The following is a 26,382-nucleotide window of genomic DNA, read 5'->3' on the forward strand; positions in this document are numbered from 1 at the left end:
GTTACGCCCACTCGCCCTTGCGCATCACCGGCACGCGGCCGCCGTCCTTGGCGACGCCGTCGATATCGATCTTGTCCGAGCCGATCATCCAATCGATGTGGATGAAACTCTTGTTGCCGCCGCGCGCCGCAATCTCCTCCTGGCTGAGCGAAGCGCCCTCGACGAAGCACTTCGAATAGCACTGCCCGAGCGCGATATGGCAGGCGGCGTTCTCGTCGAACAACGTGTTGAAGAACAACAGCCCGCTTTTCGAGATCGGCGAGGAATGCGGCACCAGCGCCACCTCGCCGAGACGCCGCGCGCCCTCGTCGGTGTCGAGCACTTTCTTCAGCACGTCCTCGCCCTTCGAGGCCTTGGCCTCGACGATCCGCCCGCCTTCGAAGCGCACCGAGATCTCGTCGATCAGCGTGCCCTGGTAGGAGAGCGGCTTGGTCGAGGAGACGTGGCCATCGACTCGCCTTGCATGCGGCGTGGTGAAGACCTCCTCGGTTGGGATGTTCGGGTTGCAGGTGATGCCGTTCTTCGCCGTCGAGGCGCCGCCCATCCATTCATGGCCGTCCGCCAGCCCGACGGTCAGGTCGGTGCCTGGACCGGTGAAATGCAGCGCGTGGAAATTATGCCCGTTCAGCCACTTCGTGCGCTCGGCCAAGGCGGCGTTGTGCGCCTTCCAGTTGCCGATCGGGTCCTCGACGTCGACCCGCGAGGCCGAGAAGATAGCGTCGGCGAGCTTGACGACCGCGACGTCGTCCGCCTCGCCCGGAAATACTTGGCGAGCCCAGGCAAGGTCGGGATAGGCGACGATGTTCCAGTTGATGTCGAAGCCGGTGATTTTTTCCAGCGCCGGCTGGTAGGCCATCGAGTTCGCCTTGTTGGCGCGCGCCACCTTGGCCGGATCCTGCGAAGAAAGCAGCGACGGATCCTCGCCGCGCACGGCGAGCCGAGCCGCGTTGTTCGAAAAGGCCTTCGCCATGCCTTCGTAGAGCCAGCCGGCGGCGCGGTCGAAACCGGCATCCGCCCCATAGCGGAAACGCGCCAGCGTGATCTCGTCGTCGTTGAAGATCGGCGTCACCAGCCCGGCGCCCGCCTTGTAGGCGTGCTCGACGATGCGGCGGGCCAGCGGCAGCGCCGCGATCGACGAGGTCAGCACCAGGTCCTGACCGGGCTGCAACTGCAACCCGACCTTGATGGCGACTTCCGCCAGCCTGTCGAGCTTCACCGGGTCGATGCTTGCTGAAACGCCGCGCGAATGTGTGGTCATGAGTCCTGCCTGCCGCTGTGTTGGGGTTCTCATCCTTACATAGACCGCTGCGATTGACCTTTCCACCGCGATCGACTGGGCCTGGTCTCAAGCATGACGGATCGCGTTGTCGAAAGTGCGCAGCGGTTATGCGGCGCTGTCGAGTGCCCGGAACTGCCATGGTCGCCTCGATCTCCTCGCGGATCCAGGCCTTGAAGTCGCGCACCTTGCGGCTTTCGCTCTTGGTGGCCGAGGTCACCAGCCAGTAGCCCAGCCCGCTCTCGGCCCGCACGCCGAAGGGCGCGACCAGCCGACCGTCGGCCAGCGCGTCGGCTGTGAGCAACTGCCAGGCAAGCATCACGCCATGGCCGGCGATCGCCGATTCCAGGCACAGCATCGGATCGGTGAAACGCGCTCCCTTCTGGAAGGTGACCGGCTCGACGCCGGCCGCCTCGAACCAGCCGTCCCAGCTGAACATCGCCCGCTCGTCGGTGATGGCGCAGGTCTGCGCCAGATCGCGGATCGATTTCAGCCTGGCCGCGATCCAGGGCGCGCAGACCGGAAACACTTCCTGGGCAAGCAGAAGCTCGGCGCGGTCGCCCGGCCATTTGCCGTCGCCAAGCCGGATGGCGATATCGATGTCGGAGCGGTCGAGATCGGCCACCCTGGCCGAGGCGTCGATGCGCAACAGCACATTCGGGTGTCGGGAGAAATGCCGCGACAGCCGGGGCAGCAGCCATTTCGAGGCGAAGGCCGGCGCCACCGAGACGACCAGCGTGCACTCGTTGGCCTCGTCGGCCAGCGCCACCGCTTGCGCAAGCTCGCGGAACCCGGCGCTGAGCCGCACCGTGAAGGCGGCGCTGAATTCGGTCGGCACGAGCCCGCCCGGTGTCCGTTCGAACAGCGCCTGCCCCAACTGCTTCTCGGTGCGTTTGATCTGTTGGCTCACGGCGCTGACCGAGACGTTCAGCTCCGTGGCCGCTGCCGCCAGCGAGCCCAGCCGGGCGACGGTTTCCACGGCGCGCAGGCCGTTGAGATGGACGCGATTGAGCATAGCCATTCAGTTTTTCTAAAGTGAACGAACCGAAATCTCAATTGAACCCCGACGAGAAACGCCAGAATTTACCTGGAGCAGCTTTGAAGCATGAGGCGGCCCCATGAAGATTTTATCCTTGTTGAAAGGGCTTTCCGGCGCCGAGGCTAGGCCGCCTGACGACAGTGAAATCGCTCGCTGGATCACCGATCCGCTGTCCCATCCGGTGCTCGACACCATGTCGGAGCGCGAGCTCGGCGACATGCCGTTCCGGCTGACCGCCCGCCGCACCGCATACGAGACCGCGGGAACGACCTGTCTCTGACGCCGTTCGGTCCGGTTGCAGGCAGCGCTGGCCCAACGCAAGCACATTGTTTCGCGGACGCGCATTCTTATTGTGCGCCGCAATGAACGCCTCGCCATCTCCACTGCGTCCTGCCCTTGCCGGCATGGTTGCGCTCGCCGTCGCCCAAGGCATCGGCCGCTTCGTCTACACGCCGATCCTGCCCGGCATGATGGAAGGACTGCACCTGACGCCGGCCGATGCCGGCTGGATTGCTTCCGCCAATTATCTCGGCTACCTCATCGGCGCGCTCGCCGCGGCCGGCGGCTGGGCGCATGACCGCGAGCGCATGCTGATGTTCGCCGGCCTCGCCGCCAGCGCCGTGCTCGCGGCCCTCATGGGGCTCAATGAGACTATGGCGGCCTTCCTCGTCATCCGCTTCCTCGCCGGCCTCGCCAGCGCCTTCGTCATGGTGTTCATGGCCTCGATCGTCTTCAGCCATCTGGCTGAGGCCGGCCGCGGCGATTTGCAGGCGCTGCATTTCGGCGGCGTCGGCCTCGGCATAGCCGCGTCCTCGGCGCTGCTGGCGATCCTCGTCTCCGAACATGCGGGCTGGGCGGCCGGCTGGCTCTGGTCCGGAGCGCTTTCGGCGGTCGGCCTGCTCGTCGTCATGTTGCTCGCCGGCTCGACCACGCCAGCCAATGTCACTGACGGGCGCGAGCCGGGGCTGCCGAAGGACGGGTCCCTGGTGAAGATGATCGTCGCCTACGGGCTGTTCGGCTTCGGCTATGTGGTGACGGCCACCTTCCTGGTCGCCATCGTGCGCCAGGGCGGCGGCGGGCGCGTCTTCGAGGCCACCGTCTGGATGGTCGCCGGCCTTGCCGGCTTTCCCTCGACTTGGGCGTGGCAGAAGCTCGCCGGCCGGATCGGGCTCTATGCCGCTTATGCCGCGAGCTGCCTGGTCGAGGTGGTCGGCGTCACCGCCAGCGTCGTCGTCAAGGGCGCCGCCGGGCCGCTGATTGCCGGCGTCCTGCTCGGCGGCACCTTCATCGCCCTCACGGCGCTGGGCATACAGATGGGCAGGCAGCTCGCGCCGCGGGCGCCGCGCCGCATCTTCGCGGTGATGACGGCAGCCTTCGGCCTTGGCCAGATCGTCGGCCCGATCGCCGCCGGCCTGCTCGCCCAGGCCTCGGGCAATTACGTGCTTGCCTCGATCATGGCGGCGGCGGCCTTGCTGCTCTCCGGCGTCATTGCCTGGTCGGCTGCGCCAAAATCGCCATGATTTGCGGCCTTGTTCGATGCCGGGCATCGGGCACGGGCATTTTCTTTCCCCCTAATGTGTGACCTTATGCCCGCCGAACAGCAACGCCGCTGATTTGCGGTCAGACCGAGGAAACCCGCCACAGTGTTCGTATCTTTTTTCCCGCAGCCGAAGCTCTTCTTCACCTCGGCCGCCGTCTGGAGCCTTGCGGCGATTCTGTTCTGGTTTTTCGGCGGCGAGCAACTGGGAGCCGTCTTGGGCTTCCCTCCCGCTGCGGCCGGCGCGCCGCCCATCATCGGTATCGCGGTGCTGTGGTCGAAGCCCTTCCTGTGGTTCTACATCTACTTCGCGGCCTGCGTGGTGATCTTCTATGCGTTCTGGAGCTGGTATGCGCCGCATCCGTGGCAGAACTGGTCGATCCTGATGACCGCCGTCATCCTGTTCTTCATCTATTTCAACGTGCAGGTCTCCGTCGCGGTCAACAACTGGTATGGTCCTTTCTTCGACTACGTTCAGGGCCTGATGTCGGGAACGACAGCCTCGACCGACACGGAATTCTACAAGGGATTGGCCGACTTCTCCTGGCTGGCGCTGGTCGGCATGAACGTGCAGGTGATCAACGCTTTCATCGTCAGCCATTGGATATTCCGCTGGCGAACCGCGATGAACAATTACTTCGTCGCCAACTGGAGCCGGCTGCGCCATATCGAGGGCGCTTCGCAGCGTATCCAGGAGGACACGATGCGTTTCTCGCAGATCATGGAGGACCTGGGCTCCAGCTTCGTCCAGTCGATCATGACCTTGATCGCCTTCCTGCCGGTGATGATCCAGCTTCAGGCGCACATCACCGAGCTGCCGATCATCGGCGCGGTGCCGCAGCCTCTGGTCGTTGCGGCTCTGGGCTGGTGCCTGTTCGGCACGGCCTCGGTAATGCTCGCAGGCATCAAGCTGCCGGGCCTCCAGTTCCGCAATCAGCGCGTCGAGGCGGCTTACCGCAAGGAACTTGTCTACGGTGAGGATCATCCCGATCGGGCACAGCCAGCGACGACGGCGGAGCTGTTCACCAATGTGCGCCGCAACTACTTCAGGCTCTATTTCCACTACATCTATTTCAACGTCGTCCGGTATACGTACCTGCAGGCGGACAACATCTTCTCGCTGCTGATCCTCGGCCCATCGCTGGTCGCCCATAAGATCACCTTCGGCGCGCTCAACCAGATTTCGAATGCCTTCGGCAAGGTGACGAATTCGCTCCAGTTCCTGCTGAATTCCTGGTCGACCATCGTCGAACTGCAGTCGGTCCATAAGCGCCTGCGCGCCTTCGAGGCGACGCTCCAAGGCGAGCCGTTGCCCGATATCGACCGGCGCTATCTGGCTCGGCAGGGCGCTGAGGACCCGGCCTGATCTGGAGCGGCCCGGGAGAGCCTAAAGGCAAGCGATCCGGCGGGCGGCTCAGCCGCCGACGGTCGTCTGCGCCTCGCCGGCATGCTGGCGTGCCACATAGTCGCGAAAGCTGATGCATTCCACATCCGCCTTGACGCAGACCTCCCCGGCGAAGCGTTCCAGCGCGTTCCAGTAGGCGCCGTCGTTCATCAGCGTGAAGTGGAAGCCGAGTTCCAGCGGCAGGCGCTTGCCGTTGTACTGAGCCTCGAAAGCGGCATGGAACGCCTGGTAGGCGCGCTCGGTGAATGCGTCCGCCATGGCCGGCTTCTCGGTGCCGTCCGAGTGGCGGACATAAAGATTGTAATCCATGGCGACCACCGGCTTCGCCTTCGGTCCCTCCGGGATGAGCGGCAGGGCAAAGCGGGTTGTCCCATTCAGGGTCGGCGGGAGGGTCGGGCCTTTCGAGACACCGCTGGCGTCATACTGGAAGCCAGCCACGGGCAGGGCTTCGTAAAGCGCCTTGCCGGTCGAGAGATAGGGCGCGCGGAACCCGACCAGCGCATGATGCGCGAAATCGTGCCAGTCGGCCGGCTCCTGGATGCCGTTGATCGCATAGGCGTTCTCGAAGATGCGCCGGACGGAGGCGAATTCGGTCAGCCAGTCCGCCTTGCTCCACGCCTTGCCGTCGAAATGGCCGCAGGCATGGCTGCCGATGTCGTGGCCCTCGGCCGCGGCCAGCCGGACCTGCTCCAGCCGGTCGGCCACGTCCTGTTTCGACGCGCCGAAGCCGACATTGGATTTGCCGGGTGCCTTGCCGGGGCCGGCATAGTCCTGGCGCGTCTCCGGCGAGAGCAGGAACACGCAGGACAGGAAATAGGTGAAATGCGCGCCCGTGCGCTTTGCCAGCGCCCGGCTGCGTTGCCACTGCGAGATATCGCGCGCGGCGTCAAACGAGATCAGCACGACCTGCTTGGGTCCGGCAGGCGAAGCGGCCGGCGATTTCGGCGGATCGGCGAAGGCTGCATTGCCCCAGGCGAGCGAGGCGAGACTGAATGCAAGGACGCGGTACAAACGAAGCATTGGCAACCTCTGGCGGGAACGTCTCCGGATGATCGGAAGCCGGCTATCGCGCAAATGTGGCGCGGGTGCGTTCGGGCAGGCGCCGCGGGCACCGGAGGGCTCCGCGCCGATTTTCCGGCCCGCCCCCTTCCATGCCGACAAAATTTCGCTAAAACGCGGGCTCAAGAGGCGCCCCCTTCCGGGGCAGCAATGGTTTTGATTGATGTCGGACGACAGTTTTATCCGCGAGGTCAACGAAGAGATTCGTCGCGAGCAGGCGCAGAAACTATGGGACCGTTTTGGCCCGGCCATTCTCGGCATCGCCATCCTGATCGTGCTGGGGACCGCCGCGGTCGTTGGTTACCGTTACTGGGACGAAACCCGCGCCAACCGCTCGGGCGACGCCTTTTCGCAGGCCCTCAAGCTCGCCAATGATGGCAAGAATGACGAGGCGATCGCTGCGCTCGACCAGTTGGAGAAGGACGGCTACGGCGCCTATCCGCTGCTCGCCCGCATGCGCGCCGCGACCGTCAAGGCCGACAAGGGCGACGTCGACGGCGCGGTCAAGGATTTCGACGAGGTCGCCGCCGACAACGCCATTCCGGTCGGCATCCGCGACATCGCGCGGCTGAGGGCGGCGCTGCTGCTCGTCGACCATGGTTCCTACGCCGACGTCTCCAGCCGCATCGAGGCGCTGACCGCCGACACCAATCCGCTGCGCCATTCGGCGCGCGAGGCGCTCGGCCTTGCCGCCTGGAAGGACGGCAAGTCGGCGGACGCACTCAAACTGTTCGACCAGATCTCTTCGGATGAAGCCGCCCCGCGCAATGTGCGCCAGCGGGCGCAGCTGATGTCCGAGCTGATCCGCGGGTCGGGCAACGCGTCGTGATCCTGGATGGGCTTCAAAGTCGCCATCATCGGCCGGCCTAACGTCGGCAAATCGACTCTTTTCAATCGGCTGGTCGGAAAGAAGCTGGCGCTTGTCGACGACACGCCGGGCGTCACGCGCGACCGCCGCGTCCACGCCGCCAAGCTCTACGACCTTCACTTCGACGTCATCGATACCGCCGGCTTCGAGGATGCCGCCGCATCGACGCTGCCCGGCCGCATGCGCCAGCAGACCGAGATCGCCATCCGCGAAGCCGACCTCATCTTCTTCACCATCGATGCCAAGTCCGGCCTGCTGCCCGACGACCGCACCTTCGCCGACGTCGTGCGCAAATCCGGCAAGCCGGTCGTGCTCGTCGCCAACAAGGCCGAGGCGCGCGGCGCTCAAGGGGGCATGCTGGAGGCCTGGGAACTCGGCCTCGGCGAACCGATCCCGGTTTCGGCCGAGCACGGCCAGGGCATGCCCGACCTGCGCGACGCGGTGATTGCGGCGCTTGGCGAGGAGCGCGCCTTCGGCGAGGACGAGGAAGACGGCAGCGACGAGATCGCCGCGAGCGAAGTGCTGATCGGCGAGGATATCGCCGACCCGGACGCTGAGGCATCCTATGACGACACCAAGCCGCTGCGCATCGCCGTCGTCGGCCGCCCGAACGCCGGCAAGTCGACGCTGATCAATGCGCTGATCGGCGAGGAGCGGCTGCTGACCGGCCCGGAGGCCGGCATCACGCGCGATTCGATCTCGGTCGACTGGGACTGGCGCGGCCGCCGCATAAAGCTGTTCGACACCGCCGGCATGCGCCGCAAGTCCAGGATCCATGAAAAGCTGGAAGTGCTCTCGGTGCAGGACGGCCTGCGCGCCATCCGTTTTGCCGAGATCGTCATCATCGTCCTCGACGCCACGATACCCTTCGAGAAGCAGGACCTGCAGATCGCGGACCTGATCATCCGCGAGGGCAGGGCGCCAGTGATCGCCTTCAACAAATGGGACCTGATCGACAATCCGCAGGAATTGCTGGCCGAACTGCGCGAGAAGACCGAGCGGCTCTTGCCGCAGGCGCGCGGCATCCAGGCGGTGACGGTATCGGCCGAAACCGGGCGGGGCCTCGACCGGCTGATGGAAAGCGTCATCAAGACGCATAAGGTGTGGAACAGCCGCGTCTCGACCGGAAAGCTCAACCGCTGGCTGGAAGGCATCCTCGCCCATCATCCGCCGCCCGCCGTCGCCGGCCGCCGCCTGAAGATCAAATATGTCACCCAGGCCAAGACCCGCCCGCCGGGCTTCGTCGTCTCCTGTTCGCGCCCGGACGCGATGCCGCAATCCTACGTCCGCTATCTGACCAACAGCCTGCGCGAGGCCTTCGACATGCCGGGCGTGCCGATCCGCATGGCGCTGCGCACCTCGGACAATCCGTTTGCGGGCAGAGCGAAGAAGCGGTGACTTCTGGGAAAAAGCGCCGACGCTGATCCCTCGTCATCCTCGGGTCTACGCGCGGCGCTTCGCTCCTTGCTCCGCCCTAGAATGACGAAGTCGAAAGGCGTCGGCCAAGACCTTAAGCGACCTCTCGCAACCCATCGCGGGTTCGCGCCCCCTCAGGCAACGTCTCCATCGCCCTGCAGCAATATCTCCGCTAGCCGCGCCGCCAGCGGGTCGGGATCGGCGTCCTTCTGGTGGAGATGCAGCGCCATCATCGGCAGGCCGATTTCGGTGCGGATCGTCAGGTCAAGCCCCCGCCGCCAAGGCTGGGGCTCGAGAAGGCCATGCGCCAGGGCATGCCGGCGCAGTCGAGCGTTTCGGTCGCCACGGTGCGCGAGAGGCACGGCGCCTCGAACACCACCAGCGGCAGCGGCTCGCCCTTGCGCGGACCGGTCCCGATCGGCTTTGCCGGACCGATCCAGCGCGCCTGCACGTCGGCGACATGCCGGCTGTAGGGCAGCCGGGTTGCCGCGGAAACGGCAAGCCGGCTTTCCTCAAACATGAAAAGAACACGATCGATGTCGTTAACCCCGCATCAAGGTTAATGCTTCATTTTGACTCTCCGGGGTCAGTAGCGTTCTGGAGAGTTCCGTGCATCGACGCGTTTCATTGCGGCTTGCCGCCGCCGCCGTTGCGAAAAAACGTTCCTTTCTTCCTCCTTTGGTGCTCGGGCTCGGCATTTGGATCGGCTTTCCGTCGGCCGTCGCCTATCAGGATATGGCAAGCCTGATCTCCGGCCTGGAATCGTCCAACACCCGCTGGAACGCCTATATCGAGAAATCCGCCGCCGGCTCGGTGCATGCCGCCGAAATGCCGTTTGTCGATTCCCTCACCACCGGCTCGCTTTCCGGTTCCGGCGTCGACCTGCCGGGCGTCGGCACGGTGGCCTTTCGCGGCAAGGGCAATGTCGCCGGCGCCTCGCCCGACGAAGACCGCGTCATACGCGCCGACAAGAAGGGCCGTCTGGTCAAGGTGGCACCGGTCGCGCCGCCCAAGAACTTCAGCGCCGGCTCGATCTTCGAGCGCACCTCTTCGCTGCTTCGCCCCAGCATGGACAGCGGGCTGAAGCTCACCTTCGCCAAGCCGGGCATCGCGGGCAAGGAAGTCCAGATCGCCCAGGCCTTCCATCTTCGTGAGGACAAGAAGCCGGATCCGGCGCTGCCGGCGGCACTTGTCGCCCTCGTCAATAACGACAAGCCGGATATCCTCGCCACTGCCTATGCCCAGTCCGCGCCCGACTATGCCAAGGCTTCGCCCTTCGAGGCGCTGTTGCAGGACGATCCGAACGATGGCCGCTTCATCCCGCCGATGGGCAAGGGCGACCATTCGTGGATCCAGAACCCGCTGCCGGCAAGCGTCTTCTCCCAGCCGGAACAGGCGTGCCTCGCCAAGGGCATCTATTTCGAAGCGCGCAGCGAGCCCGTGCGAGGCCAGGCGGCGGTCGCGCAGGTGATCCTCAACCGCGTCCGCAACCCCGCCTACCCCAAGACGATCTGCGGCGTCGTCTATCAGAACGACGACTGGTTCAACCGCTGCCAGTTCTCCTTTGCCTGCGACGGCAGGAAGAAGACCATCACCGACCAGGCTTCCTACAAGACCGCCCAGGAGGTCGCCATGGCGGTGACCGCCGGCAAGATCTTCATTCCCGAGGTCGGCTCATCGACGCATTACTACGCCAATTACGTCCATCCGGGCTGGGCGCGAGCCATGCACAAGATGACCAGGATCGGCCTGCATATCTTCTACCGCACCTATGGCGGCGGCTGGAGCTGAGCCGCTTGAATCACCGCCCCGGCCATCCTTCCTTCGACGCCCGGCAATGCCTCGGCGGACGCGCCTTGTTGCGCGGATTCGCACCGAGTCCTCACGCGGCCGTGAAGGGCACGATGTCGCACCTCGATAAACCGTTGATTTAACTGCCAAAAATACATCGCTTGGAAGTTCGGTCCGTGGCTTGACGGGGGCGGACCCTCTAACTATGTTGCCGGCGACTTTAGAAGCGGACGGACGGCAATCGTCTGCCCGGGCAGGGGGGTTGCGATGGCCGACAAAACCGGGCCAGACGGAACCGGAGAAACCGGCCGCGGCAGGCAGCCAGAAGCCACCATCCGCGACGACGAACTTGAGCGCCGCCGGCGCGATCTTGAAGCATCGCTTGCGACGAGACGCACGGACCGGTTCGAGGGGAAAGACGAAGCGAGAGCTGCGACCGGTTACGGTCAGGCGCTGAAGCTGTCCAGCGAGTTCATCGCCGGAGTGGTGGTCGGTGTCGGCTTGGGCTGGATCATCGACCGTCTGGCGGGAACAGCGCCCTGGGGTCTGATCGTCGGCCTGTTGCTGGGCTTTGGCGCTGGTATACTCAATGTCCTGCGCTCGGCGGGACTGGCATCCGAATTCGGCCAGGGCGGCAAGCCGCGCGAGCCGAAAGAATGAAGTGGGGCGCCGCAGGGCGCTGAAGTGAACTTAAAAAGCCGGTTGTGGCTTTGACGGGGATTAAAAGTGGCTGCTGCTGACAAGGTCGATCCGATCCACCAGTTCCAGATCCATCCGATCATCCCGCTGCATATCGGCGGCTACGACGTCTCTTTCACCAACTCTTCCCTGTTCATGGTCGTGACGATCGTGCTGGCGTCGGCCTTTCTCTACATGAGCACGGCCAGCCGCGCGCTCATTCCGGGCCGGCTGCAGTCGATGTCCGAAATGGCCTACGAATTCGTCGGCAACATGCTGCGCGACGCCGCCGGCAAGCAGGGCATGCAGTTCTTCCCGCTGGTGTTCTCGCTGTTCATGTTCGTGCTGGTCGCCAATCTAATCGGCCTGTTCCCCTATTTCTTTACCGTCACCAGCCACATCATCGTCACCTTCACGCTGGCGATCCTGGTCATCGGCACGGTCGTCGTCTACGGCTTCGCCAAGCACGGTTTCGGTTTCCTCCAGCTGTTCGTTCCGCAGGGCGTGCCGGGCCTTCTTCTGCCACTGGTGGTGGCGATCGAAGTCATTTCCTTCGTCTCTCGCCCTGTCAGCCTCTCGGTTCGTCTTTTCGCCAACATGCTGGCCGGCCACATCACGCTGAAAGTGTTCTCGGGCTTCGTCGTCAGCCTGAGCGCGTTTGGCGCCGTCGGCATCGCCGGTTCGGTCCTGCCTTTAGCCATGGCCGTCGCGCTGACCGCTCTCGAACTGCTTGTCGCTTTCCTGCAGGCCTACGTCTTTGCGGTGCTGACCTGCATGTATCTGAACGACGCCCTGCACCCGAGCCACTGATTTTTACCGGCGCCCCGGCGCCAGCATACCCAACGTATCAACTGCAACGAACAAGCAAACCACAGGAGTTTTGAAATGGACGCAACTGCAGCAGCTGCTATCGGCGCTGGTATCGCCTGCATCGGCATGGGCGGCGCGGGCATCGGCCTCGGCAACATCTTCGGCAGCTATCTCTCGGGCGCGCTCCGCAACCCCTCGGCAGCCGACGGCCAGTTCGGCCGCCTGATCTTCGGCTTCGCCGTGACCGAAGCTCTGGGCATCTTCTCGCTCCTGATCGCTCTGCTCCTGGTCTTCAAGTAAGAGCCAGAGCTGACGAAAGGGGCCGCATGGTGCGGCCCCGTTCCATGGACAGGGGAATGAGATGTTCGTGACATCTGCCTACGCGCAAGAAACAGCGCCGGCCGCGGCCGAGGGCGATACGCATGCGGGCACTGCCGTGCCGGCCGCGGAGCATGAAGCGTTCCCGCCATTCGACGCCAAGACCTTCCCGTCGCAGATTCTGTGGCTGGTCATCACCTTCGGGCTCTTCTACCTGTTCCTGAAGCGGGTGGTGATGCCGCGCCTTGGCGGCATTATCGATGTCCGTAGCGACCGCATCACCCAGGATCTCGACCATGCCGCAAGGCTGAAGGGCGAGGCGGACGCCGCCGTTGCCGCCTATGAGCAGGAACTGGCGGAAGCCAAGGTCAACGCCAACAAGATCGGCCAGCAGGCAAACGATGCCGCTAAGGCGCAAGCCGAGGGCACACGCAAGAAGCTCGAGGCCGAGCTCGAGAAGAAACTTGGCGAGGCCGAGGCGAGCATCGCCTCGATCAAGGCCAAGGCGATGAAGGAAGTCGGCACGATCGCCGAGGACACCACGTCGGCCATCGTCGAGGCGCTTGTCGGCGGCAAGGCCGACAAGTCCGAGATCGCGGCCGCGGTCAAATCCGCGAGTCGGTGAGGAGCGGGATCATGGACGCCACATCACTTGCCACGCTCTGGGCCACCATCGCCCTGATCATCTTCCTCGGCGCCGTCATCTATCTGAAGGTGCCGGGCATGCTGACCAAGTCGCTCGACGCCCGCGCTGCCAAGATCGGCGCTGAGCTCGAGGAAGCGCGCAAGCTTCGTGAAGAGGCCCAGCAACTGCTCGGTCAGTATCAGCAGAAGCGCAAGGAAGCCGAGAAGGAGGCTGCCGACATCGTCGCCGCCGCCAAGCGCGAGGCTGAACTGCTTGCTTCCGAAGCGGCCAAGAAGACCGAGGACTATGTCGCCCGGCGTACCGCGCTTGCCGAGCAGAAGATCAGCCAGGCCGAGCGCGAGGCCGTCAGCGAAGTGCGCGCCAGCGCCGTCGACATCGCCGTCGAGGCCGCCCGCGCGATGCTCGCCGCCAAGGTCGACATCAAGGCAGGCGCGGACCTGTTCAAGTCGGCGCTGGATGACGTCAAGGCCAAGCTGAACTGAGCTTGTATCGAAGTTTCGAAGTCAAAGGCCGCCTGGTCAACCCGGCGGCTTTTTTGTTGTTTGAAAGGGAGCGTGGCGCCGAAGCTGCTAATCTCCCACAAGGGGCTACGCTATGCACACATTTCCGAGCAACTGGTCTTTGGCGATAGCGTGCATGGCAGCTTGGCGCATGCATTGTTTAATGTAGCGCTGGTCGACCCCCACTCCGTCTCGGCTTCGCCGAGCCACCTCTCCCCCGATCGACGGGGTAGAGGAAAGGCGCTAAGCTTTTTGCCGTTAACGCTCGTCCAGCAAGGCACCCTTCCTTTCCTCCGGAGGGGGAAAGGTGGCGCTGCGAAGCAGCGACGGATTGGGGGAACCACCTGGCAATCAAGCCTGGGCCGATCAGTCACGCCAGTGACAGAGGATGTCTGCAAGCCGTAACCACATTGAGGGAGATTGACTAACTACTCCAGCCCGGCCAAGCTCTCTTCCTCAACCACCTCCGCGCCACCCAACCGGAACGGCGCGAACGACGCGCGGTGCAATCTCGCCACCGGTCCATGCGCTTCGATCGCGGTCCGATGCCTGACCGTCGCATAACCCATATGCACTTCGAAGCCGTAGTGCTCGTGATGGCCGCCGCAGCCGCACATCATGCGGTCGCGCATAACCTTGGCGACGATCGAGGCGGCGGCGATCGATTGCGAGCGCTGGTCGCCCTTGATGAGCGCCCGGCCCTCGCAGGCGAGACCTGGCGGAATGTCGCGGCCATCGGCCAAAGCGAGCTTCGGCTGCAACGACAGGCCGGCGGCGGCGCGGCGCATCGCTTCGAGGCTGGCTTTCAGGATGTTGCTGCTGTCGATACCTTCGGCGCTGATCGAGGCCATCGAGACGCTGAGCGCCGAGCCCAGAATCTTGAGGAACAGCGCCTCGCGCTGCAAATGGGTGAGGCGCTTGGAATCGTCGAGGCCTTCCGGGATATTCGCGGGGTTGAGCACCACCGCGGCGGCCACCACCGGTCCGGCGAGAGGACCGCGGCCTGCCTCGTCCATGCCGGCGACAGGCCAAAGCCCGTCGGCCATCGCCTTCGTCTCGATCGAGAAGTCGGGCTTCTCGACCATTTCAAAGAGAAGCGGAGAATCGGAACGCGCGCGAGCCATGGTGCGGCGAGGTTCGCATCGGCTCCGATTCTCCGCAAGTCCTTCCGGGTCGGATGGGGCGTCGGACCGGGAAGGCACCGTCTCGCGGCCGGGGGACAGTGGCCGGACGGGATTCTTGAAAGGACGACAATTCCGGACGGGAAATCGCTTTGCCTGGAATTGCTTAGCGCCGACCGTCACGGCCGGCGCAGGTGTCAAAGCAGCATCAACTGCTCGCTGGCGCCGGAGCCTGCGACGAATTGGTCGGTGCGGAGCTGCCGCCGCTCGACATTGAGGCCGAGCCGCTTGGCGGCGATCTCAAAGCGCCTGCCGATCTGCCAGGCATAGGGACCGGCGCCCTTCATGCGCTTGCCCCATTCGGAATCGTAGTCCTTGCCGTCGCGCATCGAGCGGATAAGCGACATCACATGCCGGTAGCGGTCAGGATAGTGGCGCAGCAGCCAATCCTTGAAGATCGGCGCCACTTCGAGCGGCAGGCGCAGGATGACGTAGCCTGCCTCCCGCGCGCCTGCGGCTCGGGCCGAATCGAGGATACGCTCCATCTCCGGATCGGTGAGGCCGGGGATGATCGGCGCCACCATCACCGATGCCGGAATGCCGGCATCCGAAAGCTGCCTGATCGCCTCCAGCCGTTTCGTCGGCGTCGACGCGCGGGGCTCCATGGTTCTCGCCAGCATGCGGTCCATCGTCGTCACCGACAGCGCCACCTTTGCGAGGCCGCGCTCGGCCATGCGCGACAGGATGTCGATGTCGCGCGTCACCAGCGCCGACTTGGTGACGATGCCGACCGGATGGCCGCGCGCCTCCAGCACTTCCAGGATCTCGCGCATGATGCGGTATTGCTTCTCGATCGGCTGGTAGGGATCGGTGTTGGTGCCGATGGCGATCGTGCGCGGCTGGTAGCCCGGTTTCGACAATTCCCTGTCCAGCATGCGCGCGGCATCCGGCTTGGCGAAAAGCTTCGATTCGAAATCGAGCCCCGGCGACAGGCCCATGAAGGCATGCGTCGGCCTGGCGAAGCAGTAGACGCAGCCATGCTCGCAGCCGCGATAGGGATTGATCGAACGGTCGAAGGAAATGTCCGGCGACTCGTTGCGGGTGATGATCGTGCGCGGCTTCTCGACCTGTACTTCCGTCTTGAACGGCGGCAGTTCCTCCAGCGAGTTCCAGCCGTCGTCGAACACATGACGGCTGACCGGCTCGAACCGGCCGGACGGGTTGATGCCGGCCGAGCGGCCGCGATTGCGGTCGGGCCGCACGCGCATGCCGCTCTGTTCGATCATCGCGTTCGCCATCTCGGCCCTTCCTGCTCCGAAAGCAGCAATGTCGGCGCGCACGATCTGTTCCATTTTCGCCCTCTCCCAAGGACTGTCGGCAGGCTGTCGAATCGCTCTGTTCATGAAACTATTCCTATTTTACCGGACAGAACAAAGCAAGAACTTTTTCGGCGGAAAGCCGCAACTGGCGCAAGTCGCGGCTTTCCGCTATTCGGCTAAGGATGCTCAGCGTTCTCATCGAAACCCGCAACGACGAAGAGGGTCTTGCCCGTACGCTGGCGTCGCTGGTCGGCGGCGCGGTCGAGGGCGTGGTGCGCGACGTGATCGTCTGCGACCAGGGCTCGATCGACCAGACGCATCGGGTGGCCGAACATGCCGGCTGCCATTATGTGACCGGCGGCATCGGCGCCGGCATCGGCCAGGCCAAGGGCGATTGGCTGCTTTTTCTGGAACCCGGCGCGCGGCTTGCCGAGGGATGGATCGACGAGGTGGTGGCGCACGCGGCGAAGCAAACCATGCCGGCGCGGTTTTCACGCGCCCGGGCCGACCGCGCGCCTTTCCTAGCCCGCGTCTTTTCGGGCAACCGCGCGCTGGCCGAGGGTCTTGTCATCAGCAAGCGTCAGGCCTCGGCCCTGGCAAAGAGCGCGCGAGGGGCCGAGGCCCTGGCGCGCGGCCTTGCCGCCAGAAGGCTGAACGCCGAAATCTGGGTGGCTCCGCCGAAGTGATGCAGGCTCCCCCTTCTGCCCTTGTGGGAGAAGGAAGAAGCGCAGTCCCTGCCCAGTCAGGTCCCTCTGATTTCGACGGGCATCCAGGCCCTGCGGCGCCTGGCGACACGCTGCTCGCGCGTTTCGGCATCGAACCGGACGGCGACCGGCTCGCGGGAGAACAGCTCGCGATCGTCAAGCGCGTTGATGATGACGACCGCCGTGGCGTCGTCACCTTCTCCGGCGATTGCCGCGACATAGACACCGCATTCGCGGCAGACGAGATAGTCGGCGGTGCGCAGGCCGAACCGGTAGACCTGCAGCCGTGCTTTGTCTTCGACCGAGATGCTCAGGCGACCGTTCGGATCGGCGGTCGCGCGCGAGCCGTGCCGGGTGCAGAACGAGCACTGGCAGACGCGAATTTCCAGTCCGGCCGGATCGAGCGCGGTGGCGAAGCTCAGGCGGATGTTGCCGCAATGGCATCCGCCGCTGTGAACGGTCATGGCAGATGGTCCCTTGTTCGCGGCACAAGATACTTTGCCGGTCGCGACTTCGAAATGGCTGCTCGTAGGCGAGAGCGCCATTCCGCCTGCGAACCGGACGCCGGTCCGGATGTTTTGCCTTTAGTTATGCACCAGTCTTGCCGCGGCGCCTGAGATGCTCGTCCAGCCGCGGCATGATCTCGACGAAGTTGCAGGGCATGTGCCGGTAGTCGAGCTGCGCCTTGATGATGCCGTCCCAGGCATCCTTGCAGGCGCCGGGCGAGCCCGGCAGCACGAACACGAAGGTGGCGTTGACGACGCCGCCGGTCGCCCGGCTCTGGATCGTCGAGGTGCCGATCTTGTCGTAGGAGATGCGGTGGAAGACTTCCGAAAAGCCGTCCATGCGTTTTTCGAAGATCGGCTCCAGCGCCTCCGGCGTCACGTCGCGACCGGTGAAGCCGGTGCCGCCGGTGGTGATGACGACATCGATGTTTCCGTCCTTCGACCAGCCGAGAACCTTGTCGCGGATCTTCTCGCGGTCGTCGGTCACGATGTCCCGCGCGGCAAGCGTATGGCCGGCCTCCGTGATGCGGTCGGCCAGCGTCTGGCCGGACTTGTCGTCGGCAAGGCTGCGCGTATCGGAAACCGTCAGCACCGCGATGCGCACCGGAATGAAGGGCCGGCTCTCGTCAAGCTTCGCCATCGGTCGCCTCCATGCTGCGCGTCGCGGCGACGAACCACTCGGGATGGCGCGCGCGGATCTCGATCGCCGCGCGCTTGGCGACATTGCCGGTCTCGAACAGGCCGAAACACGTAGCGCCCGAGCCGGACATGCGCATGAAAGCTGCGTCGGCGCGCTTGAGCGTCTTGAGCGCCTCGCCGATCGCCGGCTGGATCGAGCGGGCGGCAGGTTCGAGGTCGTTGCGCGTCGTCTCGAGCCAGTTGCGGACGGCGTGAAAGTCGAGGCGTTTCGGCAGGGGCGGCAGCGCCTCGCTGTCGCGCCGGGACAGCGCCTTGAAAACGTCGGGCGTCGAGACGGCAACGCCCGGATTGACCAGAACGAGGCCAAGCGCCGGAAATGCGCAGAGCGGCGATACGTCATCGCCAATGCCGCGCGCGACCAGTGGCTTGCCTTTGAGGCACATCGGCAGGTCGGCACCGAGCGAAAGCCCGATCCGGGCCAGCGAATTGTCGTCGATATCGAGCTTCCAGAGCCGTGCCAGAGCGTTGAGCACGGCCGCCGCGTCGCTCGAGCCGCCGCCGACGCCGGAAGCGATCGGCAGGTTCTTCTCCAGCCGGATGGCGACGGGCGATCCCTGTTGCATGCCGGCTTCCCGGCGCAAGGCATCGCGCGCTCTGACCACCAGATTGTCGCCGTCGAGCGGCAGGCCGGCGGCATAACGGCCGGATACCGAGAATTCATCCTGTTCCGCCGGCTCGATCTCGAGCCGGTCGCCGAAGCGGGTGAAGACGGCAAGGCTGTCGATAAGATGGTAGCCGTCGGCGCGCCGTCCGGTGACATGCAGCGCCAGGTTGATCTTGGCAGGCGCAAGCCACGTCCGGACCTCTGTGCCGGGCTCCAGAATATCGGCTGCTGGCGAGATGGGATCAGTCCTTGGCGAGGCGGTATTCGCCGGTCTTGGGATCCTTGACCAGCGTGCCCATCGTGCCGTTCGCCGCCTGTTTCTCGGTCCGCCGGATCTTGGCCGTCACGCGTTCGGCCTCGCGCACGAAAGCGCGGTAGCCAAAGTAAGCGGCGGCGCCGACAACGGCGAAGAAAATGATCTGCGGCATCTCTAAAACTCCTCCCGCGTCCTCGCGGCAAGGCCGGCCGAATGGGTCGGTCAAGCGGCCATGGTAGCCGCATTCATGGCTTTTTCAAAGCCCGAAGCGCGCCCATAGCGCGCGCTCTTCCGCCGCATCGAGGACGCCGCTGGCGGCGGCCGCCGCGATATCCGGCCCCGAAACACGCGAGCCGAACAGGCCAAATCGGCCGAAAAGCCCGCGCGGCGCGGTGATCAACTTGAGCTGCGTCTTGTCGCCGAAACGCGTCCGGAGCACACCGCGCATATCGCCCAGCGCATCGACAAGGCCGAGCTCGAGGCCTCGCTTGGCGGTCCAGAACAGGCCGGTGAACAGGTCCGGGTCGTCCTTGAGCTTGCTGCCGCGCCGTTCCTTGACGAGGTCGATGAAGGTCTCGTGCACTTCGAGCTGCAGTGCCTTCAGCCGCTCGACGTCTTCCTTCTTCTCCGGCTTGAACGGATCGAGCACGGCCTTGTTCTGCCCGGCGGTGTGGACACGTCGCTCGACGCCGATCTTCTTCATCAACTCGGGGAAACCGAACGAGGCCGAGACCACGCCGATCGAGCCGACGATCGACGACGGGTCGGCGAAGATCTCATCGCCGGCGATCGCGATCATGTAGCCGCCGGAAGCCGCCACATCCTCGACGAAGACCAGCACCTTCTTGTTCTTTTCCACCGCCAGGTCGCGGATGCGCTTGAAGATCAGCCGCGACTGCACCGGCGAGCCGCCCGGCGAATTGATCGAGATGGCAACCGCCGGCGCATCGAAGCTGAATGCCTTTTCGATGAGGCCGGCCGTCGAGGCGAGCGACAGGCTAGGCCGGAATTGGCCGCCGCCCGCCATGATGGCGCCTTGCAGCCGGATGACCGGAATGGTGATGGCTGTCGAGCGCCAGGATTTCGGCAGCAGGCGATTGAAGAGGCGTTTCACGAAGGAATGTCTCCGGTCGATTTGCAAAGCAGCAAGATGAGATCAGGTCGGTTGGTCTGTTTCACGGGCGGCGTCAGCTTGCTTTGGGCATGTAGGAATTCGCTGGCCAACGGCAATGCCGCATCGCCAGCCAGTGCATGTCGCGCAAAAGTGTGCAGCGGTTTTGCGAAAAAGACATGCATAAAACAAAAACTTGAAGCGCGTCGCTAGAATCCATTTCAACGCGACGCGCTTCAAGGATCAATCGCCGAACAGCGATGCCAGGCCGTTATTGATCATTTCCGTCCGCTCGGCCGGCGCGTTGCCCGATGGTCCATGCAAGGTGAGCGGCGGGCGGATCGACAGTTTTCCACGCGCGCCGAGCACCGCCCTGACGACGATGCGGATCGCCGCCGCGTCCGGCCGCGGATGCACGCACAGCATCTCGGCATCGCCGAAGCGCCCCTCGATCGCGTCGAGGATGGCGACCAATTGCTCGGGCCGTGCGATGACGGCAAGCCCGCCGCGCGGCCTGGCGACGGCGGCGGCGCTCCTGATCCAGCGCTCGAACAGCCCGTCCTCCAAAACATGCGCCTCCCTGCGCAGCGCGTTGGGGGTGGCGCGATCCTCGGCGGCGTTGAACGGCGGGTTCATGATGACGAAATCGAACTGGTTGTCGTCAAGGCCGGCTTCCGCACGCGCCCGGCCGGCCAGCGTCACGTCGGCTGCCAGCACCGAAGCGCGGTCGCCGAGATGCGCATTGCCGGGATGCGAAAGCGTGGCGGCGGCGAACCCGGCCATTTCGGCCGAGCGTTCGACGAGCACTGCCTGCGCCGCCGGGCAGCGCGACAGCACGGCAAAGGCCGCCGCGCCCGCGCCCGCGCCGAAATCGGCGAGCCGGCCGGAAAAGCCGGACGGCACGGCGGCCGCCAGCATCATGGCGTCCATCCCGGCGCGATGACCGCCCCGGCTCGGCTGCACCAGCCAGAAGCGCCCGCGATGGAAGGCATCGACCGTGTGCGCCGGCGTATCCGGGACGGGGGCGGTGCTGGCTGCCATTATTTTTTGCGGATCTCGTTCTCGATGCCGGCATCTTTGAGGATGCGGCGCGCCGCATCGACCTTCTCGGCATCGACCATCACCCGCCGCGGCAGGATGCCGAGCGAGCCGTCGAGCACGCTCATATTCTGGTCGGCGACGAAACAGGCGATGCCGGCGTCGCGCATCAGCGATTCGACAAAGGAGATGACGACGGCGTCGTTGGTGCGGACAAGCTCGATCATGGAACGAAAATCGCAGGTTGCGGCGTTCCTGTAAACGTGCGGGTGGACACACCGTCGGCAGAGCCGCGCCAATTCGCCTCTTGCCGTGCCCGGTTGTGCCGCCCTAGAGTCGGTGCGGGATTAAGGGTGCCGTCGTGCGCGTTAACTCGTGCGCGTTAAAGAGACGGGAGTTGTCGTGGTGGGTGTCGTTCTCAACATCGAAGGCAAGCGGGAACCCGCTTCCATCAAGGATTTGATCGATCTGACGGCGGCCGACATGGGGCGGGTCAACGAGCTGATCCTGTCCAAGGCCGGCTCCGACGTCGAGATGATCCCGGAGATCGCCAACCACCTGATCTCGTCCGGCGGCAAGCGGCTGCGGCCCATGCTCACCCTCGCCGCCGCGCAGATGTTCGGCTATTCCGGCGAAGGCCATGTCAAGCTCGCCACGGCGGTCGAGTTCATGCACACGGCGACGCTTCTGCATGACGATGTGGTCGACGAGAGCGCGCTGCGCCGCGGCAAGAAGACGGCACGCATGATCTGGGGCAACCAGGCGAGCGTGCTCGTCGGCGATTTCCTGCTCGGCCAGGCGTTCCGCATGATGGTCGAGGTCGGTTCGCTGGAGGCGCTGGACATCCTGTCGGCCGCGGCCTCCATCATCGCCGAGGGCGAGGTGATGCAGCTTGCCGCCGCGAAGAACCTCGAGACCACCGAGGATGAGCATTTCGCCGTCATCAAGGCCAAGACCGCGGCGCTGTTTTCGGCCGCCGCGGAAGTCGGGCCGGTCATCGCCCAGGCGTCGCGCACCGATCGCGCCGCGCTTCGCTCGTACGGCATGAATCTGGGCCTGGCCTTCCAGCTCATCGACGACGCGCTGGATTATGGCGGCTCGAGCAAGGATCTCGGCAAGAATGTCGGCGACGATTTCCGCGAGGGCAAGGTGACGCTGCCGGTAATCCTCGCCTACCGGCGCGGTACCAAGGCCGAGCGTACCTTCTGGAAGCGCGCCATCGAGGAAAACGTCGCCGACGATGCGGGGCTTGAAAAGGCGATTGGCCTGATGGCCCGCCACGGCGCCATCGCCGACACGATCGGCCGCGCCCGGCATTTCGGTGAGATCGCCCGCGACGCGCTGGCGCCGCTGGAGGCGACGCCGCAGAAATCGGCGCTGATCGACGTCATCGATTTCTGCACCAGCCGCGTCAACTGAGCCTGTCTGTCTTCTCGGGACCTGCCTGGCATCCGCCGGGCAGGGCGCCTGTGAATCCCGCGCCGACCGTCTCGACAAAGGCCGGCCCGGCAAATTATCTATAAAACATGGCCAGCACAGAAGACACCATCGCCGTCCGCATCAGCAAGGAACTGGCGGACCGCATCATTTCGGGCGCCATCGAGCCCGGCTCGCGGCTGCGCCAGGACCATGTCGCGGAGGAATTCAACACCAGCCACGTGCCGGTGCGCGAGGCCTTTCGCCGCCTCGAGGCTCAAGGCCTGGCAATCAGCGAGCCGCGCCGCGGCGTGCGCGTCGCTTCTTTCGATCTGGGCGAGGTCAGGGAGGTGGCCGAGATGCGCGCTGCGCTCGAAGTGCTGGCGTTGCGCCATGCCGCGCCGCATCTCACGGCGTCGATCCTCGAGAAAGCCGAGGAGGCGACCAAGGCGGGCGACAAATCCGGCGACGTGCGCTCCTGGGAAGAGGCCAACCGCACCTTCCACCGGCTGCTCCTGGCGCCCTGCAACATGCCGCGTCTGCTCTCCACCATCGATGACCTGCACGCCGCGAGCGCGCGTTTCCTGTTCGCGGCCTGGCGCTCCGAGTGGGAAATCCGCACCGACCAGGATCACCGCGCGATCCTGAGCGCGCTGAGACAAGGCAACACCGAATCGGCCGCCGCGACCCTCGGGCGTCACGTGCAATGGATCGGCCAGAAGCCCGTCAAGACCGCCTCCGGCAGGACTCGAGACGCCTTCGCCATCGTGGGGTGACGTTGGCTCGACCTCCACGCGGTCGTCATTCTAGGTCCGTGCGTCGCTCCGCTCTTGCTCCGCCTTAGAATGAAATCCGTTGCCTGTTCCAGGTCGGCGCTTGCCATTCTTTTCAAAATATGGATTCGATAATAGATGAAGTCGAAAAATTATCTATAATTTCACGCAAGCCAAGGAAGACACCGTGACCAACGCAGCCGTTTCGACCTACAAGCCCTCCTTCAGCCCACTGCGGCTGCACAGCCGTTCGCTCGCCTGGCAGATCGGCGCCGTCATCCTCGGCTCGCTGTTCCTGGCGCTGTCCTCCTATATCGAGGTGCCGATGGTGCCGGTTCCGGTGACCATGCAGACCTTCGCCGTCACGCTGGTCGGCGCTCTCTACGGCTGGCGCTTCGGCGCGCTCACCATTGCCGCCTGGCTGGTCGAAGGCGCGGCAGGGTTTCCGGTGCTGGCGGGCGGGGCGGCCGGCATTCAGCATTTCGTCGGTCCGACCGGCGGCTATCTCTTCGCCTTCCCGGTCGTCGGCGCCGTTGTCGGTTGGCTGGCCGAACGAGGCTGGAACGGCAACCGCGTCATGTTGGCCTTCGCCGCTATGCTCATCGGCAACCTGCTTTGCCTGGTTCTCGGTACCGCCTGGCTCGCCGTCATGATCGGCGCCGAGAAGGCCGTCACCTTCGGCTTCCTGCCCTTCATCGTCGGCGGCCTGCTCAAGTCGGCGCTGGGCGCGGCGACGCTGAAGCTCTTTTCCACCTATTGGGCAGAACGGCGCGACCGCTCGTCCGGGATGCGATGACCGTCAGGCTGCGCGCCCATCACATGCTCTGCCTGCTGACCTATGTCGGCAAGGGCTACTCGCCGGCCTTCACCGCCAACTACGACAAGGTGGTGAAGCGGCTGGGCGAAGGCGAGGGGGTGGTGATCGTTTCCGGTCCGGACGACATCTGCGCACCGCTGCTCGGCGAACCGGAGCCGCATTGCCTGCGCCAAAGCGCCGCCGAGCGGGACGGGTTCGCCGCGCGCGACGTGGGGGCTTTCCTCGGCCGGCAGATCCAAGCCGGAGACCGGTTGGTGCTGGACGCCTCCAGTCTAGCAGGGATGCGCAAGGCTTTTTCCGCCGGCCTGACGCGCCAGGCGTGCTCCGGCTGCGAATGGTCCGGCCTTTGCGACGCGGTGGCCGCCGGCGGATTCAGCGACACGCGTCTTTAGAGCATGATCCCGAAAAGTTGGCCGCGGTTTTCGGAAAAGATCATGCTCCAACAAAAGAACTGGATCAGGATGGCGATTCAACGCAACGTCATCCTGATCCAGGCAGACCGATGCCGGCAGATGGGCGTCCCGGGCCTCCGCGCGGGATTTTTCGGTGGCGCGGCATCGTTTTTTAAGCCGGATGATTGCATTGTGATTCGCTTGGCGATTGAAGCCCGACCCCAAAAAGGCCATGCTTTGACCGGAAAAGATCGAGTCTGTGGGCGGTCCGCCAAGGGCGGGATCGCGTCTGGCTGAAAGGGATACGATGCGGCAAGGACGTGCGCGCTGGCTGACGAGGCTGGCATTTTTGACCGGTGTGGCGCTTTGGGTGCTGCCGGTCCAGGCCAAGGAAGATGCCCAACCGCTCCAGATCACGTCTTTCTCGGGCGCGTATCTCGCGGCCCATATCGCTGAAAGCGACAACGACCTCGACGACGCGATCGCCTATTACAAGCAGGCGCTGGCCTTTGCGCCGGACGACAAGGATCTGCAGCAGAGCCTGATGCTGGCTCTGGTCGCGCAAGGCCGCTTCGAGGAATCGCTGGTCTATGCCGACAAGCTGAAGGAAGTGCCGGATGTCGAGCGCTTCTCGCGCCTGGCGCTGGCCATCGATTCCTTCCACAAGAAGGACTACGCCAAGGCGCAGTACTGGTTGAAGCTCTCGCTCGAATCCGATCTCGACCGGCTGCTTTCCGGCGTCATGGACGGCTGGGCCAAGGAAGGCGCCGGCAACGCGTCCGAGGCCATGGATTCCGTCGACAAGCTCAAGGGCCCGGACTGGTTCGGCCTGTTCAAATCGTTCCACCGCGCGCTGATCGCCGACGCTGCCGGCCTGAACGACAAGGCCGACGAGATCTACGCCGCCACCATGGCCGATACAACGGCCGGCGGCTCCGCGCCCGAAACCTGGATGCGCAACGCCCAGGCCTATGCCTCGTTCCTGGTCCGTAAGGGCGACAAGACGAAGGCGCTGGCGGTGTTGAACAAGGCCGAGGCCTTCGCGCCGGGCAAGCTTGAAATCACCACGCTGCGCGACCGCATAGCCAAGGGCGACAAGATCGAGCCGCTGGTGGCCGGCCCGGCCGACGGCGCGTCCGAAATCCTGCTCGACCTTGCCACCGCGCTCAACCGCGGCGGCGGCGAACCTTTCGTGCGGCTTTACCTGCAATACGCGCTGGCGCTGAAGCCCGACAGCGATGCGGCCCTGGTGCAGCTTGCCGCCGTTGCCGAGCAGCTCAAGGACGGCGAAGGCGCGGTCGCCCTGTACCGCCGTATTCCGGCGTCGTCGCCGCTCAAAGAGCTCTCGGACCTGCAGATCGGCCTCAACCTTGCCGATCTCGACAAGCATGACGAAGCGATTTCCCACCTCAAGGCCTATCTCGACAAGCATCCGGAGGACATGCGCGCCTATCTGGCGCTTGGCGGCGTCTATGGCGCGAAGGAAGATTTCCGCTCGGCCGCCAATCTCTACGACAAGGCGGTCGAGCAGCTGAAGACGCCGACCGCCGCCAACTGGAACATCTTCTACCAGCGCGGCATCGCTTATGAGCGGCTGAAGGAATGGCCGAAGGCGGAACCGAACTTCCGCAAGGCGCTGGAGCTGCAGCCCGACCAGCCGCAGGTCATGAACTATCTCGGCTATTCCTGGGTCGACATGAACATGAACCTCAAGGAAGGCCTGGCGATGATCCAGAAGGCCGTGGATCTGCGGCCGAATGACGGCTACATCGTCGATTCGCTTGGTTGGGCCTATTTCCGCATGGGTCGCTTCGACGACGCCGTGCGCGAGATGGAGCGCGCCGTCTCGCTGAAGCCGGAGGATCCGGTCCTCAACGACCATCTCGGCGACGCCTACTGGCGCGTCGGCCGCAAGCTCGAGGCCACCTATCAGTGGACCCAGGCGCGCGACCTGAAGCCGGACCCGGATGTCCTTGCCACCTTGCAGCAGAAGCTGCTCAAAGGCCTGCCGCCGATCGAATCCAACACCGCGCAGGAAACCCCGAAGGTGAAGCCGGAGCCGACGCCCGCGCCGAAAGGCTAGCCCGCTCGCCAGTGTTCAAGAAAACGGGGCTCGTCGAGCCCCGTTTTCGTTTGGGCTTGGCGTCTGCCGAGTTTAAGGCGTTGGCAGGTGGCATGCTTTGGAGATTGGCCGAAACGGCCACTCTGTCGTCATCCACGGGCGGAGCAAGGAGCGAAGCGACGCGCGCAGACCCGAGGATCCATTCCGTGACTTCCGAGCGC

At 64.8% G+C, this 26,382-nt stretch carries 30 protein-coding genes and 1 pseudogene; 18 read left to right on the top strand and 13 right to left on the bottom strand.

All coding sequences use genetic code 11. The features are described from left to right. Position 1: 1 nt before the first annotated feature. On the bottom strand, positions 2–1,258 hold the full coding sequence (locus FJ957_RS23885; protein WP_140835281.1) for an aminopeptidase: 1,257 nt from the start codon (positions 1,256–1,258) through the stop codon (positions 2–4). A gap of 232 nt (positions 1,259–1,490) precedes the next feature. Then, positions 1,491–2,297, bottom strand: a pseudogene (locus tag FJ957_RS23890) (LysR substrate-binding domain-containing protein); the annotation flags it as partial. 97 nt (positions 2,298–2,394) lie between these two features. On the opposite strand from FJ957_RS23890, the gene FJ957_RS23895 reads away from it, so the two are divergent. The 3 genes from FJ957_RS23895 to sbmA all read left to right on the top strand — a co-directional run bounded on the left by FJ957_RS23895 (position 2,395) and on the right by sbmA (position 5,218). Then, the gene (locus FJ957_RS23895; protein WP_140835282.1) at positions 2,395–2,595 is read left to right on the top strand and encodes a hypothetical protein; all 201 of its coding nucleotides are present in this window, start codon (positions 2,395–2,397) and stop codon (positions 2,593–2,595) included. A gap of 82 nt (positions 2,596–2,677) precedes the next feature. Then, positions 2,678–3,835, top strand: coding sequence for a YbfB/YjiJ family MFS transporter (locus FJ957_RS23900; RefSeq protein WP_246685950.1), 1,158 nt, complete (start codon positions 2,678–2,680; stop codon positions 3,833–3,835). A 123-nt stretch (positions 3,836–3,958) separates the two neighbouring features. Further along, complete coding sequence (gene sbmA / locus FJ957_RS23905) at positions 3,959–5,218, top strand: peptide antibiotic transporter SbmA (protein ID WP_140835283.1); 1,260 nt, start codon at positions 3,959–3,961, stop codon at positions 5,216–5,218. A 48-nt stretch (positions 5,219–5,266) separates the two neighbouring features. Here the strand turns inward: sbmA and FJ957_RS23910 are convergent, their stop codons facing one another. After that, positions 5,267–6,277 (bottom strand): polysaccharide deacetylase family protein, encoded by a 1,011-nt coding sequence (locus FJ957_RS23910; RefSeq protein WP_140835284.1) that lies wholly within the window; start codon positions 6,275–6,277, stop codon positions 5,267–5,269. Positions 6,278–6,479: 202 nt separating this feature from the next. On the opposite strand from FJ957_RS23910, the gene FJ957_RS23915 reads away from it, so the two are divergent. Further along, positions 6,480–7,145, top strand: coding sequence for a tetratricopeptide repeat protein (locus FJ957_RS23915; protein ID WP_140835285.1), 666 nt, complete (start codon positions 6,480–6,482; stop codon positions 7,143–7,145). 6 nt (positions 7,146–7,151) lie between these two features. Then, positions 7,152–8,582, top strand: a complete 1,431-nt coding sequence (der, locus tag FJ957_RS23920; protein WP_140835286.1) for a ribosome biogenesis GTPase Der — start codon at positions 7,152–7,154, stop codon at positions 8,580–8,582. Positions 8,583–8,859: 277 nt separating this feature from the next. Here der and FJ957_RS32535 read toward each other — a convergent pair whose 3' ends face one another. Next, positions 8,860–9,120 carry a hypothetical protein gene (locus tag FJ957_RS32535; RefSeq protein WP_348642569.1) on the bottom strand — a complete coding sequence of 87 codons (261 nt, stop codon included), beginning with the start codon at positions 9,118–9,120 and terminating at the stop codon, positions 8,860–8,862. A gap of 89 nt (positions 9,121–9,209) precedes the next feature. Between FJ957_RS32535 and FJ957_RS23930 the strand changes: the two genes are divergently transcribed. The 6 genes from FJ957_RS23930 (at position 9,210) to FJ957_RS23955 (ending at position 13,325) form a co-directional block, all read left to right on the top strand. After that, the gene (locus FJ957_RS23930) at positions 9,210–10,391 is read left to right on the top strand and encodes a cell wall hydrolase (RefSeq protein WP_140835287.1); all 1,182 of its coding nucleotides are present in this window, start codon (positions 9,210–9,212) and stop codon (positions 10,389–10,391) included. A gap of 267 nt (positions 10,392–10,658) precedes the next feature. Next, on the top strand, positions 10,659–11,051 hold the full coding sequence (locus tag FJ957_RS23935; RefSeq protein ID WP_140835288.1) for an AtpZ/AtpI family protein: 393 nt from the start codon (positions 10,659–10,661) through the stop codon (positions 11,049–11,051). Between the two features lie 66 nt (positions 11,052–11,117). After that, the gene (locus FJ957_RS23940; RefSeq protein WP_140835289.1) at positions 11,118–11,879 is read left to right on the top strand and encodes a F0F1 ATP synthase subunit A; all 762 of its coding nucleotides are present in this window, start codon (positions 11,118–11,120) and stop codon (positions 11,877–11,879) included. Between the two features lie 75 nt (positions 11,880–11,954). Further along, complete coding sequence (locus FJ957_RS23945; protein WP_027164582.1) at positions 11,955–12,179, top strand: F0F1 ATP synthase subunit C; 225 nt, start codon at positions 11,955–11,957, stop codon at positions 12,177–12,179. 61 nt (positions 12,180–12,240) lie between these two features. After that, complete coding sequence (locus tag FJ957_RS23950; RefSeq protein ID WP_140835290.1) at positions 12,241–12,822, top strand: F0F1 ATP synthase subunit B; 582 nt, start codon at positions 12,241–12,243, stop codon at positions 12,820–12,822. Positions 12,823–12,833: 11 nt separating this feature from the next. Then, positions 12,834–13,325, top strand: coding sequence for a F0F1 ATP synthase subunit B (locus FJ957_RS23955; RefSeq protein WP_140835291.1), 492 nt, complete (start codon positions 12,834–12,836; stop codon positions 13,323–13,325). 446 nt (positions 13,326–13,771) lie between these two features. Here the strand turns inward: FJ957_RS23955 and FJ957_RS23960 are convergent, their stop codons facing one another. Both FJ957_RS23960 and FJ957_RS23965 read right to left on the bottom strand, forming a co-directional pair. After that, entirely contained in the window at positions 13,772–14,467 is a 696-nt protein-coding gene (locus FJ957_RS23960) for a ribonuclease HII (RefSeq protein WP_140835292.1), read from the bottom strand. Between the two features lie 194 nt (positions 14,468–14,661). After that, positions 14,662–15,816: a PA0069 family radical SAM protein gene (locus FJ957_RS23965; protein WP_140835293.1), complete on the bottom strand. Its 1,155-nt coding sequence runs from the start codon at positions 15,814–15,816 to the stop codon at positions 14,662–14,664. A 149-nt stretch (positions 15,817–15,965) separates the two neighbouring features. Between FJ957_RS23965 and FJ957_RS23970 the strand changes: the two genes are divergently transcribed. After that, positions 15,966–16,469, top strand: coding sequence for a glycosyltransferase (locus tag FJ957_RS23970; RefSeq protein ID WP_140835294.1), 504 nt, complete (start codon positions 15,966–15,968; stop codon positions 16,467–16,469). 56 nt (positions 16,470–16,525) lie between these two features. Here the strand turns inward: FJ957_RS23970 and FJ957_RS23975 are convergent, their stop codons facing one another. The 7 genes from FJ957_RS23975 to FJ957_RS24005 form a co-directional block, all read right to left on the bottom strand. Beyond that, on the bottom strand, positions 16,526–16,951 hold the full coding sequence (locus tag FJ957_RS23975) for an aldehyde-activating protein (RefSeq protein WP_140835295.1): 426 nt from the start codon (positions 16,949–16,951) through the stop codon (positions 16,526–16,528). 124 nt (positions 16,952–17,075) lie between these two features. Then, positions 17,076–17,633, bottom strand: coding sequence for a molybdenum cofactor biosynthesis protein B (gene moaB, locus FJ957_RS23980; protein ID WP_140835296.1), 558 nt, complete (start codon positions 17,631–17,633; stop codon positions 17,076–17,078). Further along, complete coding sequence (locus FJ957_RS23985) at positions 17,620–18,513, bottom strand: 4-(cytidine 5'-diphospho)-2-C-methyl-D-erythritol kinase (RefSeq protein ID WP_140835297.1); 894 nt, start codon at positions 18,511–18,513, stop codon at positions 17,620–17,622. The genes moaB and FJ957_RS23985 overlap by 14 nt, the downstream gene beginning before the upstream one ends. 25 nt (positions 18,514–18,538) lie before the next feature. Then, complete coding sequence (locus FJ957_RS23990; protein WP_027164591.1) at positions 18,539–18,724, bottom strand: membrane protein; 186 nt, start codon at positions 18,722–18,724, stop codon at positions 18,539–18,541. 84 nt (positions 18,725–18,808) lie between these two features. After that, entirely contained in the window at positions 18,809–19,666 is an 858-nt protein-coding gene (locus tag FJ957_RS23995; protein WP_140835298.1) for a S49 family peptidase, read from the bottom strand. 240 nt (positions 19,667–19,906) lie between these two features. After that, positions 19,907–20,704, bottom strand: coding sequence for a methyltransferase (locus tag FJ957_RS24000; RefSeq protein ID WP_181180689.1), 798 nt, complete (start codon positions 20,702–20,704; stop codon positions 19,907–19,909). Continuing rightward, on the bottom strand, positions 20,704–20,928 hold the full coding sequence (locus FJ957_RS24005; protein WP_027164594.1) for a DUF2007 domain-containing protein: 225 nt from the start codon (positions 20,926–20,928) through the stop codon (positions 20,704–20,706). Before FJ957_RS24005 ends, FJ957_RS24000 begins: the two co-directional genes overlap by 1 nt. Before the next feature lie 178 nt (positions 20,929–21,106). Between FJ957_RS24005 and FJ957_RS24010 the strand changes: the two genes are divergently transcribed. The 6 genes from FJ957_RS24010 to FJ957_RS24035 all read left to right on the top strand — a co-directional run bounded on the left by FJ957_RS24010 (position 21,107) and on the right by FJ957_RS24035 (position 26,182). After that, positions 21,107–22,120, top strand: a complete 1,014-nt coding sequence (locus FJ957_RS24010) for a polyprenyl synthetase family protein (RefSeq protein ID WP_140835299.1) — start codon at positions 21,107–21,109, stop codon at positions 22,118–22,120. A 107-nt stretch (positions 22,121–22,227) separates the two neighbouring features. Next, positions 22,228–22,893: a GntR family transcriptional regulator gene (locus FJ957_RS24015; protein ID WP_140835300.1), complete on the top strand. Its 666-nt coding sequence runs from the start codon at positions 22,228–22,230 to the stop codon at positions 22,891–22,893. A 184-nt stretch (positions 22,894–23,077) separates the two neighbouring features. After that, positions 23,078–23,686, top strand: a complete 609-nt coding sequence (locus FJ957_RS24020; protein ID WP_140835301.1) for a biotin transporter BioY — start codon at positions 23,078–23,080, stop codon at positions 23,684–23,686. Then, positions 23,683–24,099, top strand: a complete 417-nt coding sequence (locus tag FJ957_RS24025) for a DUF1284 domain-containing protein (RefSeq protein ID WP_140835302.1) — start codon at positions 23,683–23,685, stop codon at positions 24,097–24,099. The genes FJ957_RS24020 and FJ957_RS24025 overlap by 4 nt, the downstream gene beginning before the upstream one ends. A gap of 42 nt (positions 24,100–24,141) precedes the next feature. After that, positions 24,142–24,396, top strand: a complete 255-nt coding sequence (locus FJ957_RS24030) for a hypothetical protein (RefSeq protein ID WP_140835303.1) — start codon at positions 24,142–24,144, stop codon at positions 24,394–24,396. Between the two features lie 10 nt (positions 24,397–24,406). Then, positions 24,407–26,182, top strand: a complete 1,776-nt coding sequence (locus FJ957_RS24035) for a tetratricopeptide repeat protein (protein WP_140835304.1) — start codon at positions 24,407–24,409, stop codon at positions 26,180–26,182. Positions 26,183–26,382: the final 200 nt, after the last annotated feature.

Source organism: Mesorhizobium sp. B2-4-6 (assembly GCF_006442775.1).
In the GTDB taxonomy this organism is placed as follows: Bacteria; Pseudomonadota; Alphaproteobacteria; order Rhizobiales; family Rhizobiaceae; genus Mesorhizobium.

What these genes read in the sequence shown, in the direction of transcription:
- FJ957_RS23885 (WP_140835281.1), bottom strand. Translation starts at nt 1,258, where the DNA reads ATGACCACACATTCGCGCGGCGTTTCAGCAAGCATCGACCCGGTGAAG.
- FJ957_RS23895 (WP_140835282.1), top strand. Translation starts at nt 2,395, where the DNA reads ATGAAGATTTTATCCTTGTTGAAAGGGCTTTCCGGCGCCGAGGCTAGG.
- FJ957_RS23900 (WP_246685950.1), top strand. Translation starts at nt 2,678, where the DNA reads ATGAACGCCTCGCCATCTCCACTGCGTCCTGCCCTTGCCGGCATGGTT.
- FJ957_RS23910 (WP_140835284.1), bottom strand. Translation starts at nt 6,277, where the DNA reads ATGCTTCGTTTGTACCGCGTCCTTGCATTCAGTCTCGCCTCGCTCGCC.
- FJ957_RS23915 (WP_140835285.1), top strand. Translation starts at nt 6,480, where the DNA reads ATGTCGGACGACAGTTTTATCCGCGAGGTCAACGAAGAGATTCGTCGC.
- der (WP_140835286.1), top strand. Translation starts at nt 7,152, where the DNA reads ATGGGCTTCAAAGTCGCCATCATCGGCCGGCCTAACGTCGGCAAATCG.
- FJ957_RS32535 (WP_348642569.1), bottom strand. Translation starts at nt 9,120, where the DNA reads ATGTTTGAGGAAAGCCGGCTTGCCGTTTCCGCGGCAACCCGGCTGCCC.
- FJ957_RS23935 (WP_140835288.1), top strand. Translation starts at nt 10,659, where the DNA reads ATGGCCGACAAAACCGGGCCAGACGGAACCGGAGAAACCGGCCGCGGC.
- FJ957_RS23945 (WP_027164582.1), top strand. Translation starts at nt 11,955, where the DNA reads ATGGACGCAACTGCAGCAGCTGCTATCGGCGCTGGTATCGCCTGCATC.
- FJ957_RS23950 (WP_140835290.1), top strand. Translation starts at nt 12,241, where the DNA reads ATGTTCGTGACATCTGCCTACGCGCAAGAAACAGCGCCGGCCGCGGCC.
- FJ957_RS23955 (WP_140835291.1), top strand. Translation starts at nt 12,834, where the DNA reads ATGGACGCCACATCACTTGCCACGCTCTGGGCCACCATCGCCCTGATC.
- FJ957_RS23960 (WP_140835292.1), bottom strand. Translation starts at nt 14,467, where the DNA reads ATGGCTCGCGCGCGTTCCGATTCTCCGCTTCTCTTTGAAATGGTCGAG.
- FJ957_RS23965 (WP_140835293.1), bottom strand. Translation starts at nt 15,816, where the DNA reads ATGGAACAGATCGTGCGCGCCGACATTGCTGCTTTCGGAGCAGGAAGG.
- FJ957_RS23970 (WP_140835294.1), top strand. Translation starts at nt 15,966, where the DNA reads ATGCTCAGCGTTCTCATCGAAACCCGCAACGACGAAGAGGGTCTTGCC.
- FJ957_RS23975 (WP_140835295.1), bottom strand. Translation starts at nt 16,951, where the DNA reads ATGACCGTTCACAGCGGCGGATGCCATTGCGGCAACATCCGCCTGAGC.
- moaB (WP_140835296.1), bottom strand. Translation starts at nt 17,633, where the DNA reads ATGGCGAAGCTTGACGAGAGCCGGCCCTTCATTCCGGTGCGCATCGCG.
- FJ957_RS23990 (WP_027164591.1), bottom strand. Translation starts at nt 18,724, where the DNA reads ATGCCGCAGATCATTTTCTTCGCCGTTGTCGGCGCCGCCGCTTACTTT.
- FJ957_RS24000 (WP_181180689.1), bottom strand. Translation starts at nt 20,704, where the DNA reads ATGGCAGCCAGCACCGCCCCCGTCCCGGATACGCCGGCGCACACGGTC.
- FJ957_RS24005 (WP_027164594.1), bottom strand. Translation starts at nt 20,928, where the DNA reads ATGATCGAGCTTGTCCGCACCAACGACGCCGTCGTCATCTCCTTTGTC.
- FJ957_RS24015 (WP_140835300.1), top strand. Translation starts at nt 22,228, where the DNA reads ATGGCCAGCACAGAAGACACCATCGCCGTCCGCATCAGCAAGGAACTG.
- FJ957_RS24025 (WP_140835302.1), top strand. Translation starts at nt 23,683, where the DNA reads ATGACCGTCAGGCTGCGCGCCCATCACATGCTCTGCCTGCTGACCTAT.
- FJ957_RS24030 (WP_140835303.1), top strand. Translation starts at nt 24,142, where the DNA reads ATGCTCCAACAAAAGAACTGGATCAGGATGGCGATTCAACGCAACGTC.
- FJ957_RS24035 (WP_140835304.1), top strand. Translation starts at nt 24,407, where the DNA reads ATGCGGCAAGGACGTGCGCGCTGGCTGACGAGGCTGGCATTTTTGACC.